Origin of the sequence: Ideonella sp. A 288 (genome assembly GCF_002198735.1) — a bacterium.
In the GTDB taxonomy this organism is placed as follows: domain Bacteria; phylum Pseudomonadota; class Gammaproteobacteria; order Burkholderiales; family Burkholderiaceae_C; genus Pseudaquabacterium.
In genome coordinates, this window is the sequence record NZ_MWLO01000091.1 from 1 (window position 1) to 14,840 (window position 14,840).

Annotated in this window: 17 protein-coding genes; 15 read left to right on the plus strand and 2 right to left on the minus strand. The window is 71.4% G+C overall.

What is annotated here, in order from left to right; genetic code table 11:
* Positions 1-151 precede the first annotated feature (151 nt).
* Together EOINJALH_RS08065 and EOINJALH_RS08070 are read right to left on the minus strand one after the other, a co-directional pair.
* Positions 152-739, minus strand: a complete 588-nt coding sequence (locus tag EOINJALH_RS08065) for a hypothetical protein (RefSeq protein WP_144289922.1) — start codon at positions 737-739, stop codon at positions 152-154.
* Positions 740-800: 61 nt separating this feature from the next.
* Entirely contained in the window at positions 801-2,336 is a 1,536-nt protein-coding gene (locus EOINJALH_RS08070) for a sigma-54-dependent transcriptional regulator (protein WP_088279840.1), read from the minus strand.
* A gap of 271 nt (positions 2,337-2,607) precedes the next feature.
* Between EOINJALH_RS08070 and EOINJALH_RS08075 the strand changes: the two genes are divergently transcribed.
* From EOINJALH_RS08075 to EOINJALH_RS08145, 15 genes are all read left to right on the plus strand, one after another.
* On the plus strand, positions 2,608-3,861 hold the full coding sequence (locus tag EOINJALH_RS08075) for a D-amino acid dehydrogenase (protein WP_088279841.1): 1,254 nt from the start codon (positions 2,608-2,610) through the stop codon (positions 3,859-3,861).
* A 116-nt stretch (positions 3,862-3,977) separates the two neighbouring features.
* Positions 3,978-5,375: a sodium:alanine symporter family protein gene (locus tag EOINJALH_RS08080; protein WP_088279842.1), complete on the plus strand. Its 1,398-nt coding sequence runs from the start codon at positions 3,978-3,980 to the stop codon at positions 5,373-5,375.
* 32 nt (positions 5,376-5,407) lie between these two features.
* Positions 5,408-6,544, plus strand: a complete 1,137-nt coding sequence (alr, locus tag EOINJALH_RS08085; RefSeq protein WP_234413715.1) for an alanine racemase — start codon at positions 5,408-5,410, stop codon at positions 6,542-6,544.
* A 157-nt stretch (positions 6,545-6,701) separates the two neighbouring features.
* Positions 6,702-7,139 carry an Hsp20/alpha crystallin family protein gene (locus tag EOINJALH_RS08090; protein ID WP_088279844.1) on the plus strand — a complete coding sequence of 146 codons (438 nt, stop codon included), beginning with the start codon at positions 6,702-6,704 and terminating at the stop codon, positions 7,137-7,139.
* 18 nt (positions 7,140-7,157) lie between these two features.
* Positions 7,158-7,550, plus strand: coding sequence for an Hsp20/alpha crystallin family protein (locus tag EOINJALH_RS08095; RefSeq protein ID WP_088279845.1), 393 nt, complete (start codon positions 7,158-7,160; stop codon positions 7,548-7,550).
* A gap of 39 nt (positions 7,551-7,589) precedes the next feature.
* Positions 7,590-8,096, plus strand: a complete 507-nt coding sequence (locus EOINJALH_RS08100; RefSeq protein ID WP_088279846.1) for an Hsp20/alpha crystallin family protein — start codon at positions 7,590-7,592, stop codon at positions 8,094-8,096.
* Positions 8,097-8,444: 348 nt separating this feature from the next.
* Complete coding sequence (locus EOINJALH_RS08105) at positions 8,445-9,197, plus strand: hypothetical protein (protein ID WP_088279847.1); 753 nt, start codon at positions 8,445-8,447, stop codon at positions 9,195-9,197.
* A gap of 316 nt (positions 9,198-9,513) precedes the next feature.
* Entirely contained in the window at positions 9,514-10,161 is a 648-nt protein-coding gene (locus tag EOINJALH_RS08110; protein WP_088279848.1) for a dihydrofolate reductase family protein, read from the plus strand.
* Positions 10,162-10,318: 157 nt separating this feature from the next.
* Positions 10,319-10,858, plus strand: coding sequence for a cysteine hydrolase family protein (locus EOINJALH_RS08115; protein ID WP_088279849.1), 540 nt, complete (start codon positions 10,319-10,321; stop codon positions 10,856-10,858).
* Positions 10,859-11,051: 193 nt separating this feature from the next.
* Positions 11,052-11,549 (plus strand): GNAT family N-acetyltransferase, encoded by a 498-nt coding sequence (locus EOINJALH_RS08120; protein WP_088279850.1) that lies wholly within the window; start codon positions 11,052-11,054, stop codon positions 11,547-11,549.
* Between the two features lie 92 nt (positions 11,550-11,641).
* Entirely contained in the window at positions 11,642-12,277 is a 636-nt protein-coding gene (locus tag EOINJALH_RS08125) for a trans-aconitate 2-methyltransferase (protein ID WP_088279851.1), read from the plus strand.
* A gap of 33 nt (positions 12,278-12,310) precedes the next feature.
* A complete protein-coding gene (locus EOINJALH_RS08130; RefSeq protein ID WP_088279852.1) occupies positions 12,311-13,261 on the plus strand; it encodes an alpha/beta fold hydrolase in 951 nt (316 codons plus the stop codon).
* Positions 13,262-13,365: 104 nt separating this feature from the next.
* Positions 13,366-13,746, plus strand: a complete 381-nt coding sequence (locus EOINJALH_RS08135; protein WP_088279853.1) for a GFA family protein — start codon at positions 13,366-13,368, stop codon at positions 13,744-13,746.
* Positions 13,747-13,822: 76 nt separating this feature from the next.
* A complete protein-coding gene (locus tag EOINJALH_RS08140) occupies positions 13,823-14,209 on the plus strand; it encodes a VOC family protein (RefSeq protein WP_088279854.1) in 387 nt (128 codons plus the stop codon).
* Between the two features lie 80 nt (positions 14,210-14,289).
* The gene (locus tag EOINJALH_RS08145) at positions 14,290-14,805 is read left to right on the plus strand and encodes a cupin domain-containing protein (protein ID WP_199873220.1); all 516 of its coding nucleotides are present in this window, start codon (positions 14,290-14,292) and stop codon (positions 14,803-14,805) included.
* Positions 14,806-14,840 lie beyond the last annotated feature (35 nt).

Consider the following 14,840-nt stretch of genomic DNA (forward strand, 5'->3'; position numbering starts at 1 on the left):
TGGGAAGTCGGCGCGCAGCGCCGACCGCCGGAGGTCGCGTGCTGCGGCCTGCCCGTCCGCGGCTTTGCCGCCTCAGCGCCGAAACGTCACAACACGGTCCAGCCCCAACTTCACGCAGAACGTCCGCTACGAGCCACAACCCGACCGCTCTTCAGCGCACCTCGAAGCCCTTCACCATCGCGGTGAACCCGGCGCGGTGCTGGGCGATGGTGGCCTGGTCGCCGTGCAACTGCACGGTGAGGTTGCCGTCGGGGGTTTCGATCACCGCGGCCAGCATCGTCTGGTTCGGCTTGGCGGCGCCGATCGGGCCCATGCCGACGCCGCGTGCGTAGCTGCCGTTCAGCTCGACCACCGTGACAGGAATGCCCTTCACGTTGAGCGACTCGGTCTTCGGCTGCACCGGCCGGCCGTCGACCGGCAGGAACTGCGACACCCAGCGGTCGATGTTCGCGGCCACCGGGCCGCCCTGGCCCTTGCCGAAATAGAAGACGACCGCCTCGCCGTCGCTGCCGCCACCCTCGCCGGGCACCCGGTACTGGGCGGCGCGGAAGCTGCTGGACGGCTGCAGCGACTGCCAGCTGCGCGGCACCGGCGCCGCATAGCGCAGGAACGCGAAGCGCCCCGGCTCCTGCAGCCCGGGCACGGCGGCGCCGCTGCCCGCCACGGGCTGGGCGTGCGCCGGCGCGCCCAGTGTCAGGACCACGGCGCATGCGGCCGCTGCCAGGGAAAGTCTCGTCATCGAAGGCTCTGCGAAAGGAGAAGGATTCCCGCACGGTACCGCAGCACGCCGCCACACCGTGTCACGCGGGCCCGATGCCATGGCGGCGCAAGCGGGTGGCGATGGCCGAATGCGAGGTGCCCAGCCGCTCGGCCAGCTTGCGGCTCGACGGGTACTGCGGGTACAGCCGCTGCAGCAGCGCCTTCTCGAAGGCGTTCACCGCGTCGTCCAGCGTGCCCACCTCGTCGGCGGGCCCCGGCATCGTGGCGGCGCTGGCGCCGGCCAGTTCGAGGTCGCCCACGTCGATCACCGCGGCCTCGCTCATCGTCACGGCGCGGAACACCACGTTCTGCAACTGCCGCACGTTGCCCACCCAGGGGTTGGCCAGCAGCGCGGCGGCGGCGGCCTGGCTCAGGCGGGCCTTGGGCCGGCCGGTCTGCGCGCAGGCGCGGGCCAGGAACACCTCGGCCAGCGGCACGATGTCTTCCTTGCGCTCGCGCAGCGGTGGCACCTGCAGCTGCAGCACGTCCAGCCGGAAGAGCAGGTCTTGCCGGAAGCTGCCGGCGGCCACCATGTCTTCCAGCGCGCGGTGGGTGGCGCTGATGATGCGCACGTCGGCCTTCAGCTCGCGGTCGCCGCCCACGCGGCGGAAGCTGCCATCGTTCAGGAAGCGCAGCAGCTTGGCCTGCAGGTACGGCGACAGCTCGCCCACCTCGTCGAGGAACAGCGTGCCGCCATCGGTCAGCTCCAGCAGGCCGGGGCGGCCGCCGCGCAGCGCGCCGGTGAAGGCGCCCGGCGCGTAGCCGAACAGCTCGCTCTCGGCCAGGCTCTCGGGCAGCGCCGCGCAGTTCAGCGCGAAGAAGGGCTGCTGCGCGCGCCGGCTGCCCGCATGGCAGGCGTGGGCCACCAGTTCCTTGCCGGTGCCGGTCTCGCCGCGCACCAGCAGCGGGGCGTCCACCTGTGCCATGCGCGCGGCGCGCTGCTTCAACTGCCGGATCGCGGGCGACTGGCCGAGGATGGCCTCGAAGCCGCCGGCGCTGTAGTTCTGCAGCGCGCTCAGCCGCTCGCCGATGCGGTGCGGCGCGTGCAGCGTGAGCACCGCGCCGGCCACCGTGCCGCTGTCCTCGTGCAGCGCCACCGTCTCGAGCAGGAAGGAATCGCCGCCGATCTGCACCTCGCTCACCGGCAGTCGGTAGCCCTGCGCGATCAGCGCGTCCACCAGCTTCGGGTCGCCGGCCAGGTCTTGCAGCGAGGTGCCCACCAGCCGCGATTCGGGCATGCCGCTGGCGCTGACGGCCGCGGCGTTGGCCACCACCACCAGGCCGCGTGCATCGACAGCCAGCACCGGGTCGGCCTGCGAGGCCAGCAGCGCGTCCAGGTACAGCCGCCGGCGCGCGCCCGGCAGCATCGCTACCGACTCGACCGACCGCACGCCGGCCACCCGCAGCAGTTCGGTGCGCAGCCCTTCCAGGCCGGCGTCGTCGAGCGCCGGCGCCTCCAGGTACACATGCGGCGGCTCCACCTCCACCGCCGACACGTCGAGCGCACGCCGGGCCAGCGAGGCCAGGATCTCCTGCGCGATGCCGACCCGGTCGGCGATGAAGACATCGATGCGCACGCCATGCCCTGTCGCGAAATCGTTCCATCGTATCGATTTGCAGACGGCGCGCGCAAGTCCTTGTCGGGACTGGCGTTTCTCGATGCCCCTGGCGTGTGAGGGCGCCGCCTGTATCGAAGCGCAGACAGCGCGCCCGCCTCGCCGCGCGTGCAAGCCCTTGATTCACAAGGGCTGGGCAGCCTGGCACGGCCATTGCGTTGCCTGTCGGTCCCGCCCGCTCCCGACGCCCCGCCGCCGGGCGTGGCGGGGCACCCCTTTCAGGAGAGTCAACATGCGCGTGCTCGTGCTCGGCAGTGGTGTGATCGGTACCTCGGTGGCGTACTACCTGGCGCGCGCGGGCCACGAGGTGGAGGTGGTGGACCGCCAGCCCGGCCCCGGCCTCGAGACCAGCTACGCCAATGCCGGCGAGGTGTCGCCGGGCTACTCGGCGCCCTGGGCCGGCCCCGGCGTGCCGATCAAGGCCATCCAGTGGCTGCTGATGCACCACAGCCCGCTGGTCATCAAGCCCATGCTCGACCCCGCGATGTGGCGCTGGGGCCTGTCGATGCTGCGCAACTGCACCGAGGCGCGCTACCGCCTCAACAAGGGGCGCATGGTGCGCCTGGCCGAGTACAGCCGCGACTGCCTGAAGACGCTGCGCAGCGAGACCGGCATCGGCTACGACGAGCGCAGCCAGGGCACGCTGCAGCTCTTCCGCACCCAGAAGCAGCTCGACGGCACCGCCAAGGACATCGCCATCCTGAAGGAGTACGGCGTGCCCTACCAGGTGCTCGACCGCGCCGGTTACCTGCAGTACGAGCCCGCGCTGGCCGAGGTGCAGCACAAGTTCGTCGGTGCGCTGCGCCTGCCCGGCGACGAGACCGGCGACTGCTACAAGTTCACCAACGAACTGGCCGACATGGCCCGCGCGCTGGGCGTGAAGTTCCACTTCGGCGTCGACATCCAGGCGGTCGAGCAAACCGGCGGTGCCATCACCGGCGTGCGCACCGCCACCGGCCTGCTGCAGGCCGACCGCTACGTGCTGGCGCTGGGCAGCTATTCCACCCGCATGCTGGCGCCGCTGGGCCTGCGCATCCCGGTGTACCCGGTGAAGGGTTTCTCGATCACGGTGCCCATCACCGACGCTCGCCATGCGCCCGAATCCACCATCATGGACGAGACGCACAAGGTGGCCGTCACCCGGCTGGGCGACCGCATCCGCGTCGGCGGCACCGCGCAGCTGTCGGGTTTCGACCTCGAACTCAACGACAACCGCCGCCGCACGCTGGAGTTCGTCGTCGGCGACCTGTTCCCCAAGGGCGGCGACGTGGCCAAGGCCGAGTTCTGGACCGGCCTGCGCCCGATGACGCCCGACGGCACGCCCATCGTCGGCGGCACGCCGATCGACAAGCTGTTCCTGGCCACCGGCCACGGCACGCTGGGCTGGACCATGGCCGCCGGCACCGGCCGCGTGATGGCCGACCTGATCAGCGGCCGCCAGCCCGAGATCAGCCTGGACGGGCTGACCGTCGCGCGCTACTCGTAGCGTTCTACCACCCAAACAACGCGCCCCAACGGCGCACGGGCGGCCTGCCCGGGGCACTCGCTTTGCCCGAACGGTTTCCCTTCCCGCGTTCTTCCCACACTTCCAAGGAGACAACCATGGACACACTCACCGCGATCGTCACGGCGATCAACGACTTCGTCTGGGGCCCGCCGATGCTGGTGCTCATCCTCGGCACCGGCCTGTTCCTGCAGGTGCGCCTGAAGTTCATGCCGCTGTGGCGCATCGGCACGGGCTTCCGCATGGTCTGGAAGGGCCGCACGCCCGAGGCCGGCGCCAAGGGCGAGATCAGCCCCTACGCGGCGCTGATGACGGCGCTGGCCGCCACCGTGGGCACCGGCAACATCGCCGGCGTGGCCACGGCCATCGCCATCGGCGGGCCGGGTGCCTTGTTCTGGATGTGGATGACCGCGCTGGTGGGCATGGCCACCAAGTACGCCGAGGTGCTGCTGGCGGTGCACTTCCGCGAGACCGACGACCACGGTGAACAGATGGGCGGGCCGATGTTCGCCATCAAGAACGGCCTCGGCCGCCGCTGGGCCTGGCTGGGCGCGGCCTTCGCGCTGTTCGGCGGGCTGGCCGGCTTCGGCATCGGCAACATGGTGCAGTCCAACAGCATCGCCGAGGTGATGCAGGCCAGCTTCGGCATCTCGCCCTGGGTGTCGGGCGTGGTGATGATGGTGATGACCGGCTTCGTGCTGCTGGGCGGCGTCAAGCGCATCGGCGCCGTCGCCGAGAAGCTGGTGCCGGCGATGTGCATCGGCTACGTGGGCGCGGCGCTGGTGGTGCTGGGCCTGTACGCCGACCAGATCCCGACCGCGTTCGGACTGATCTTCCACCACGCCTTCAGCCCGCTGGCGGCCACCGGCGGCTTTGCCGGCGCCACGATCATGCTGGCCATGCGCTACGGCGTGGCCCGCGGCATATTCAGCAACGAGGCGGGCCTGGGCACCGCCGGCATCGCGCAGGCCGCCGGCCAGACCAAGCACGCCGCCGAGTCGGGCCTGATCGGCATGATGGGCACCTTCATCGACACCATCGTCGTCTGCACGATGACCGGCCTGGTGCTCATCGTCACCGGCGTGTGGAGCAGCGGCCTGAAGGGCGCGGCGCTCAGCTCCAGCGCCTTCGCCACCGCCTTCCCGGGTGTGGGCCAGTACTTCCTGGCCGTCGCGCTGGCGGTGTTCGCCTTCACCACCATCCTGGGCTGGGCCTACTACGGCGAGAAGTGCTGGGAATACCTGATCGGCAGCTCGAAGATGGAAGTGCCCTACCGCGCGCTGTGGACGCTGTTCGTGCTGGTCGGCGCGGTCACGCACCTCGACTTCGTCTGGCTGGTGTCCGACACGCTGAACGCCTTCATGGCCTTCCCCAACCTGGTGTCGCTGCTGCTGCTGTCGCCGGTGGTGGTCCAGGTGACGAAGGACTACTTCGACCGCCGGGCGGCCGCCCCGGCCACGCCGGTCGACACGCACCGCCTGGCCGGCCGGCTGTGATGGGCGCGCGCTCTGCCCACGGCGCGGGCGCCGTGCTGACGATCGACCTGGCGGCCATCGCCGCCAACTGGCGGCTGCTGAAGGCGCGCGTCGGCCGCGCCGACTGCGCCGCGGTGCTCAAGGCCGACGCCTACGGGCTGGGCGCGTCGCGCGTCGGCCCGGCGCTGGCTGCGGCCGGCTGCCGACACTTCTTCGTGGCGCACATCGACGAGGCCCTCGCGCTGCGGCCGCACCTGCCGGCGCAGGCCACCGTGGCCGTGCTGCACGGCGTGCCGCCCGGCGCCGAGGCCGACGCCGCGGCGGCGGGCCTGGTGCCGGTGCTCAACAGCCGGCCGCAAGTCGACGCCTGGCGCGCCCAGGCGGCGCGGCGGGGCCGGCGACTGCCGGCCATCCTGCAGGTGGACACCGGCATGTCGCGGCTGGGCCTGTCGCCGGTGGAGGTGGAGGCGCTGGCGGCCGACCCCCAGGCCCTCGACGGCATCGACCTGGTGCTGGTGATGAGCCACCTGGCCTGCGCCGACGAGCCGGCCCACCCGGCCAACGCGGCGCAGCGCGAGCGCTTCGCCGCGGCGCGGCGGCGGCTGCCGGCGGCACCCGCGAGCCTGGCCAACTCGTCGGGCATCTTCCTGGGCGCCGACTGGCACTTCGACCTGGCCCGCCCCGGCGCGGCGCTGTACGGCGTGGCGCCGGTGCCCGGGGCGGCCAACCCGATGCGGCCGGTGGTGCGCCTGCAGGCCAAGGTGATCCAGACCCGCGCCATCGACGCCGGCACGCCGGTGGGCTACGGCTTCGGCTGGTGCGCCCCGGCCGCCACGCGCATCGCCACCGTGTCGGTGGGCTATGCCGACGGCTGGCTGCGCAGCCTCAGCGATCGCGGCACCGCCTGGTTCGACGGCGTCGAGCTGCCGCTGGTGGGCCGGGTGTCGATGGACACGGCCACCTTCGACGTGGGTGCCCTGCCGGACGGAGCACTGCCACCGGGCACATTGGTGGACCTGATCGACGCGCGGCACGGCGTGGACGCGGTGGCCGCGCAGGCCGGCACCATCGGCTACGAGGTGCTCACAAGCCTGGGCAGCCGCTACGCGCGGCACTACCTGGGTGGGGACGAACTGGGTGGCATCCAGACCGCCCCAGCGCGCGATGGCGTCCCCGCCGCCATGGCCTGAGGCCCCGCGCCGCGCCGCGCGGCGCTCGGCCCCGGCGCCCGCGAATCGGGTCGCATGGGGCCCTCTTGAAAGCCGCGGAACCCGCCTCTAGATTCGGTGGTGCCAGGGCGCTGCGCCGCTGTTGGCGCGGTGCCTGCCACCCCAGGAGGTCCAGACCATGTATCGCAGCCTGTTCCCCCGCGATCTGTTCGCGGAAGTGGATCGCCTGCAGCGTGAGCTGCAGCAATCCTTCGACACCGTCTCGCCCAGCATCCGCGGCTTTGCCCGTGGCTACCCGGCGCTCAACGTCGGCCACACGCCGACCTCGGTGGAGGTGTACGCCTTCGTGCCGGGCATCGACCCGGCGCGCGTGGAGGTGCACCTGGACCGCGGCGTGCTCACCCTCGAAGGGCAGCGCGAGCCGGCCACCGGCCCCGACGACGGCAAGACCACGGCGCACCTGGCCGAGCGCTTCGACGGCCATTTCCGCCGCGTCGTCAGCCTGCCCGACGACATCGACCCCGAAGCCGTCCGGGCCGACTACCGCGACGGCGTGCTGCACGTCAGCGTGCAGCGCCGCCAATCGGCGCAGCCGCGCCGCATCGAAGTGCAATGAACCCGAGGAGATGACGCCATGACCAGCCAAGCCGTCACCCAGACCGGTCGACCCGACGCGCGCGACGACGCTCGCCCCGAACCGGCCCTGCTGCCCCCGGTGGACGTGATCGAAGATGCCACCGGCATCACCCTGTACGCCGACCTGCCCGGCGTGCCGCGCGACCGACTGAACGTGCGCGTGGAGAGCGACACCCTGCTCATCGACGCCGACATGGTGCTGAGCGCGCCGCCCGACATGCAGCCCAGCCACGCCGAGGTGCAGCGCACGCACTACCGCCGCGCCTTCACGCTGAGCCGCGAGCTCGACCCCGACCAGGTGCGGGCCGAACTGGCCCAGGGCGTGTTGCGCGTGCGCATCCCCAAAGCCCGCCACGCCCAGCCGCGGCGCATCGAGGTGCAGGCCGGCTGAGGCCCGCGCCGCCGCACGACAACCGCGAGGAGAGCGACCATGAAACTCGACGACATCCGCCAGGGCGTCGGCGCGCTGTGGGATTCGGTGGCCGAGGGCTGGGACCGCCTGCGCCAGACCACCGCCGGGGCGCTGACGCGCTACCGGCCCGCCAACCAGGCCGGCCTGCCCCGGCCCGACGAGGTGGACGATGCCAGCTACGTGCCCAGCGCCAGCTGGGCCATGCTGGGCGGCGACGTGTTCGAGGACGACAAGCGCATCGTCGTGCGCCTGGAGGCCCCGGGCATGGCCAAGGGCGACTTCGACATCCAGGTGCTGGGCGACGCGCTGGTGGTGCGCGGCGAGAAGCGCTTCGAGCGCGAGAGCACCGCCGGCCGCTGGCGCGTGCTGCAGTGCGCCTACGGCAGCTTCCTGCGCACCGTGCCGCTGCCCGCGCCGGTGAAGGAGGACGAGTCGCGCGCCACCTACCGCCAGGGCGTGCTGAAGGTGGAGCTGGTGAAGCAGAAGCCGGGCAAGCCCAGCGTCACGCAGATCACCGTGCATTGAGCGGGGCGGGCGGGCCGGTGGCCGGCCCGCCCGCCGCACGGCCCTCGCCGGCCTCGCGGCGATCGAGAGGGTGCGCGCGGGAGGTGCGCCGCCCATGTCGGACGCTTCCGCTGCCACGACGCCGACGCCGCCAGCGCTCTGGCCGCAGGCGGCCCGGTGGTCCCGGAGCGACCCATCCCCAGGCAGGTCGTTGCCACGGCTTCGCGCCGACCTTACATTCCCCACTCAAGCGCCGCCGCGGCATGTCAGTCCGCAGGGGTCCAACTGCCACGGGAAGCGTCGCGCGCACTGGGTCTGAGCGCCGGCGCGCCAGATGAACGTCATTGGTTCGGCCTCAGGAATCTCCACATGCCGGTCAGTCGTCGAAGTCTCCTTCGGAACTGCGCGTCCTTCCCGGTCTACGCATTGGTCGCCGAGCTCGCGCGTGCCGCACCAAGGACGCAGGCCGTGCCCGCACGCCGTTGGTTGTCGTTGCAGAGCGAACTTGCACGCGCACTTGCCGGCGGAAAGATCAGCCCAGCCGACTGGCACCAGCAGGTCAACGAGCTGTCGAAGGACGTCGATCTCGAGTCTCTCGCCCACGAATTGAGGCGCGCCAGGATCAAGGACGCGGGAGCGCCGTTCGGGCACGACCCCCAGAAGCGGTTCGTGACGATCCTGGGAGAAGACGACGCACCGGTCAGGCTCGGCTATGGCCTCGCACTGTTCGACTTTGGGCCGGAGAGCGTGATCACGCCCCATGCGCACCGGTACATGGCCAGTGCGCACATGGTCATCGACGGCCGCGTGAGGGTTCGAACCTTCGACCGGGTCAAGGACGAAGAGAACTTTCTCATCCTTCGACCGACGCAAGATACCCTGGCCGAACCCGGCCATTCCGCCGCCATGACCTCATCGACTGACAACGTCCACTGGTTTGCGCCCAGATCCAGCCGCGCAATGACCATTGACGTGATCATCGACGGGCTCGACCGGGGCAAAGATCGCTACCTGATCGAGCCCGTCGATCCGCTGCGCGGAAGCCAGCTCTCGGACGGCACCATCCGAGCCCCCCTCATCTCGTTCGAACGGTCGATGGAGCTCTACCGTGCCAGCAGCTGAGGCCTGACCGCAGGGGCATCCCCTATCGCCGGGTGAAACCTCTTCCCGCCGGATCGCCGCGCCTTTCGATGCGGAGTTCACCAACGCAGCGTGACGCCATGCGGTTCGCTGGGATGACGCACCCACACGCTGCAATCAGTGCTGCGCCGCCCTTGGCCCGGGCGACGGCGTCGCCGGCAAGGCACTTGGCCCGCACGGCACTCAGGCTTAGCATCGGCCTCGCGCGCCAGGCACGATCCCGGCGCACGCACCGACGGTGCCAACGTGGGTCAAGACACACCACGGCCCACGGCCGCCCGCCACGCTGGGAGACCCCATGTCCAAGCTTCGCGTAGAGAGTTTCACCATCTCGCTGGATGGCTTCGGCGCCGGCCCGGGTCAAGACCTGGCCAATCCACTCGGCGTGGGCGGAACCGCGCTGCATGGCTGGGCGCTCTCGACGCGCACGTTTCAGAAGCACCTGTTCGGGGCCGATGGCGGACAAGACGGCATCGACGACGATTTCGCGGCACGGGGGTTCCGGAACATGGGGGCCTGGATCCTGGGAAGGAACATGTTCGGTCCCATCCGCGGGCCTTGGCCAGACGAAAGCTGGCGAGGTTGGTGGGGCGACAACCCGGTGTATCACGTCCCGGTCTACGTGCTGACGCACCATGCGCGCGCACCGCTGGTGACGGAGGGCGGAACGACGTTCCATTTCGTCACGGAAGGCCCGGTCGTCGCGCTCGAGCGCGCGCGCGAAGCGGCCAAGGGCAGGGACGTGCGGCTGGGTGGCGGCGTGAACGTCATCCAGCAGTACCTTCGGCAGCGCCTGATCGACGAGATGCACATCGCCATCGCGCCGGTGCTGCTTGGCGCGGGTGAGCGACTGTTCGACGGGGTCGATCTCCGTGCCTTGGGGTATGCCTGCACGACGCACGTGGCGACGGCGCAGGCGACCCACATCGTGCTGTCGCGGCAATGACCGCAGAACCACCCGACGTTGCCATGGCAGGCGGCAAGGCTCGGACCGACCGGGCTCACACGGGTGCCCCTCAGCGGGGCGTTCCGGGCCAGCGGTGCCCTGCGCGCAGCGCCTCTAGCGGCCTGTGTCGATTCTCTCCACCCCACCCAAGACGACCATGACCACCGCCCTTCTCATCATCGATGTCCAGCGCGCCCTCTGCGAGGGGCCCCACGAAGCCTTCGGGGCGCAGGCCCTGGTCGAGCGCATCGATCGGCTCGCCCGCCAGGCCCGCCAGGCCGGGGCGCCGGTGGTCATCGTGCAGCACGAATCCAGCGGGCCCTTGCTGGCCTACGGGTCCGAAGGCTGGCAGCTGGCGCGGGGCCTGCACACCGAGCCCACCGACGTGCTGCTGCGCAAGACCACGCCCGACTCGTTCCACAAGACGGCGCTCGAGGCGCTGCTGCGCGAGCGGCAGGTCACCCGCCTCGTCGTCTGCGGCATGCAGTCGGACTTCTGTGTCGACACCACCACCCGCCGGGCGCTGGCCCTGGGGTTTGCGGTGGTGCTGGTGTCGGACGGCCACTCCACGCTCGACAACGAGCACCTCTCGGCGGCCCAGATCATTGCGCACCACAACACGACGCTGTCCAACATCGAGAGCTTCGGTCCGGTGGTGACGCTGGTCGCGTCCCAGGACGTGGAGTTCGCGCGCTAGCGCCGGTGGCTCGGTTCGGCCTCGGTGTTGCGGCCAGGGCCGTCTTCGCAACCCATCGCCCGATCCACGGCATGTGCATGGCTCGTCTGGTCACCACCGCCACGCGGCGAGCTGCCGTGCCCTGCGCGCGGCCTGCCGACGCGGGTGGCCTGGGCCTCGCGATCGCCGTCGCTGTCGAGGGTGGCCTCGAGCCGTGAACGTCACCCTGCGCCCGGCCACCGCCGCCGATGCGCCGCGCATCGCGGACCTGCTGATCGACGTGCGCGCCGCCTTCATGTCCTATGCGCCGTCGGCCCACGCCGACGACGACGTGCGCGCGTGGGTGGCGAGCCACCTGGTGCCGTCGGGCGGGGTCACCGTGGCCATGGTGGACGGTGCAACCGGCCGCACGGTGCAGGGCATCATGGCCACCGAATGGTCGGGCGGGCTCGGCTGGATCCACCAGATGGCCGTCGATCCGGCGCGGGTGGGCCAGGGCCTCGGCACCGTGCTGCTGGCCCACGCCCTGCGCACGCTGGGCCGGCCCATCCGCCTGTACACCTTCCAGGCCAACGCCGGGGCGCGGCGGTTCTACGAGCGCCACGGCTTCGCGGCCATCGCGTTCACCGAGGGCCACGACAACGAGGAACACTGTCCCGACGTGCTGTACGAACTCGCGGGGCCGGTCGCTCCGGCAGGGCGCCCGGCCTGACGCGCGCGCGCAGGCTTGGCCCGTGGCGCTTCGTTGGTTATCCTGCGCACGGGGTGCCGCCGCTGGCGACGCACCCCCCACGAGGAGCCCCCATGAGCAGCACAGACGACGACTGGGCCAGCTTCAACCGACGCCGGCAGCCCCGGCCACCGCGAGAGTTGCTGAGGCGCACCCTGGGGTGCATCGAGTACGCGGGCGCCGAGCCGGGCGTGGCCGTGGACCTGGGCTGCGGCTCGGGCGCCGACGCGCTGGAGATGCTGCAGGCCGGCTGGACGGTGCATGCCGTCGACGCCGATCCGGTCGGCCTGGCGCTGCTGGCCGAATCCGCCGGGCCCGAACTGGCCGCGCGACTGCAGGTGCACCAGGCGCGCTTCGAGGACTTCGAGTTCCCCGCCTGCGACCTGGTGTGGGCCGGCTACAGCCTGCCGTTCTGCCCGGCCACGGCCCTGCCCGCGGTGTGGCAGTCGATCGTCGGCGCGCTGCGGCCCAACGGCCGGTTCGCGGGGGATTTCTTCGGTGACCGGCACGGCTTCTCGGGCAGCGACGACGTCCATGTGCTCACCGAGGCCGCGCTGCGATCGATGCTGGCCGGGCTGTCGATCGAGGCCTTCGACACCGAGGACGGCTGGCGCCCCAGCGGCGGCGTGATCACGCGCTGGCACGCCTTCGGGGTGTCGGCCATCCGCAACCCCAAGCCCCCGCACCCGCTGGCCCACGACGGGGCCTGACGGGGCCAGACGGGTCCACCTCCTGCCCCAGCCATGACCGCGCTGCGCTGGATCGCGATCGCTCTGCTGGCGCTGTCGGCGCTGGCCGTCGGCCTCTACCTCCGCGACATGGGCCGCGCGTACGACCGCATCGTCGGCGCGAGCCGGCTGGTGCCGTTGCCGCAAGGCCCCCTCGAGTTCGCCGAGGGTGGATCGGGCCCGCCCGTGCTGGTGGTGCACGGCAGCGGCGGTGGCTTCGACCAGGGCGCGCTGGTGGCGCAGGCCGTGCTCGGCGACGGCTTCCGCTGGGTGGCGCCATCGCGCTTCGGCTACCTGCGCTCGGCCGTGCCCGCCGGCGCCACCTTCGACGACCAGGCCCACGCCTACGCGCGCCTGCTGGACCACCTGGGCCTCCAGCAGGTGGCGGTGGTGGCGATGTCGCACGGCGGACCGTCGGCGCTGCTGTTCGCGGCCCTGTACCCGCAGCGCGTGTCGTCGCTGACGCTGCTGTCGTGCGGCGTGGCCTCGTCGTCCGACCCGGCGCAGGCCCAGGCCAACGAGAAGGGCAATGCGCTGACCATGGTCTTCAAGCACGATGCGCTCTACTGGGCCGTCAGCACCCTGCTGCGGCGGCAGTTGATGTCGCTGATGGGCGCGGACGAGGCGGTGGTGGCCGGCCTGTCGCCCGGGCAGCGCCGCCTTGTGGACCGGATCATCGACGAGATGAACCCGGCGTCGCCGCGGTCGGCGGGGGTGGCCTTCGACAACCGGGCGGCGATGCCGAACGAGCGCATCGCGGCGATCCGCGCGCCCACGCTGATCGTGCACGCCCGGGACGACACCCTGCAGCTCTACCGCAACGCCGAGTTCGCCGCCGCCACCATCCCCGGGGCCCGGCTGCACGCCTTCGAACGCGGCGGGCACCTTCTGATCGCGCTGCAGCAGCAGGCCATCGGCGACGAGGTGCAGCGCTTCATCCTGGCCGGCCACCAGCGGTCACCGTGAGGCGGCTGCCCCGGATCCTCGCCCGGCCGACCCGTGGTGCGCGTCCCGACCGGTCCGGGTGCCGGGCACTTGGCGCAGCGTCGCCCGCCTGCTAGGCTGGCGCCATGACGACCTACCAAGGCTCCTGCCACTGCGGTGGCGTGCGGTTCGAGATCGACACCGACGAGCCGCTGGGCCCGTACTTCCGGTGCAATTGCTCGCTCTGCGCCCGCAAAAGTGCGGTGATGGGGGCCGCGCCGCGCTCGGCCTTCAGGCTCACCGCGGGCGACGATCTCGTCGCCACCTACACCTGGAACACCCACGAGGCACAACACTGCTTCTGCAAGGTCTGCGGCATCTACACCCACCACGTGATGCGCGGCGAAACCCAGACCCTGGGCCTGAACATGGCCTGCATCGAGGGCGTCGACGTGCACGCGCTGGGCGAGGTGCCGGTCGGCAATGGCCAGGCCTGGACGCTGGTGCAGGACGACGGCCGTCGCTGACGCAACGCGACGAACCGCTTCTGCTCCGGGCCGGAACGCGCTACGCTCCGGCTTCGTGCACACATCGGAGGTTCAGATGAAGCGAGTCACTGGCATCGGGGGCATCTTCTTCAATGCGCGCGATGCGGTCGCGCTGCGTGCGTGGTATCAAAAGCACCTCGGCATCGACGTGCAGGAATGGGGCGGCACCGCCTTCACCTGGGTCGACGCCGCGGGCCAGCCGATGAAGGGCACCACCATCTGGACCATCGGCGCGGCCGACAGCAATTACTTCGCGCCGAGCACCTCGCCCTTCATGGTGAACTACCGCGTCGACGACCTGGCCGCCTTGCTGCAGGCGCTGCGCGACGAGGGCTGCCAGGTGCTCGACAAGACCGACGACTCCGAGTACGGCAAGTTCGGCTGGGTGATGGACCCCGAGGGCAACAAGGTCGAGCTGTGGCAGCCCCCCGCGGGCCAATGAGCGGCCCCTGCGCGGCGCGGGTTCGGCCGCTTGCGCGCAGCGTGCCGCGGCGTCACCCCAGCGCTGACGGGTCTTCCGCCATGTCCACCGGCTTGTCCGACACCGCAGCCGCGCTCGCGGCCGCGCTCATCCGCAACTTCAACGACGTGCCGCTGACCCGCATGCAGCGCGACCCCCATTACGACGCGCTGGGGGCGCGCCTGGCCCGGGGCACGGCGGCGCGCAAGCTGGGCGCGTCCATCGACACGCTGGCGCCGGGCAAGGTGGGCTGCCCCTACCACCTGCACCACGCGCAGGAAGAGATGTTCATCGTGCTCGAAGGCAGCGGCACCTTGCGCGTGGCCGGCGAGCGGTTGCCGCTGAAGGCCGGCGACGTGGTCTTCATTCCCGCGGGCCCGGAGTATCCGCACCAGATCATCAACACGTCGGACGCGCCGCTGAAGTACCTGTCCATCAGCACGATGGAGGCGCCCGAGATCTGCGAGTACCCCGATTCCGGCAAGTACCTGGCCGAAGGCAGCCTCGACCGGACGGCGCCGTTCGAGGTGATCGCGCGCCAGGCGCCGAGCCTCGACTATTGGGACGGTGAGCCCTGACGCTGCGTTGCTCGCGCTGCCCTTGCCGCCGTCCC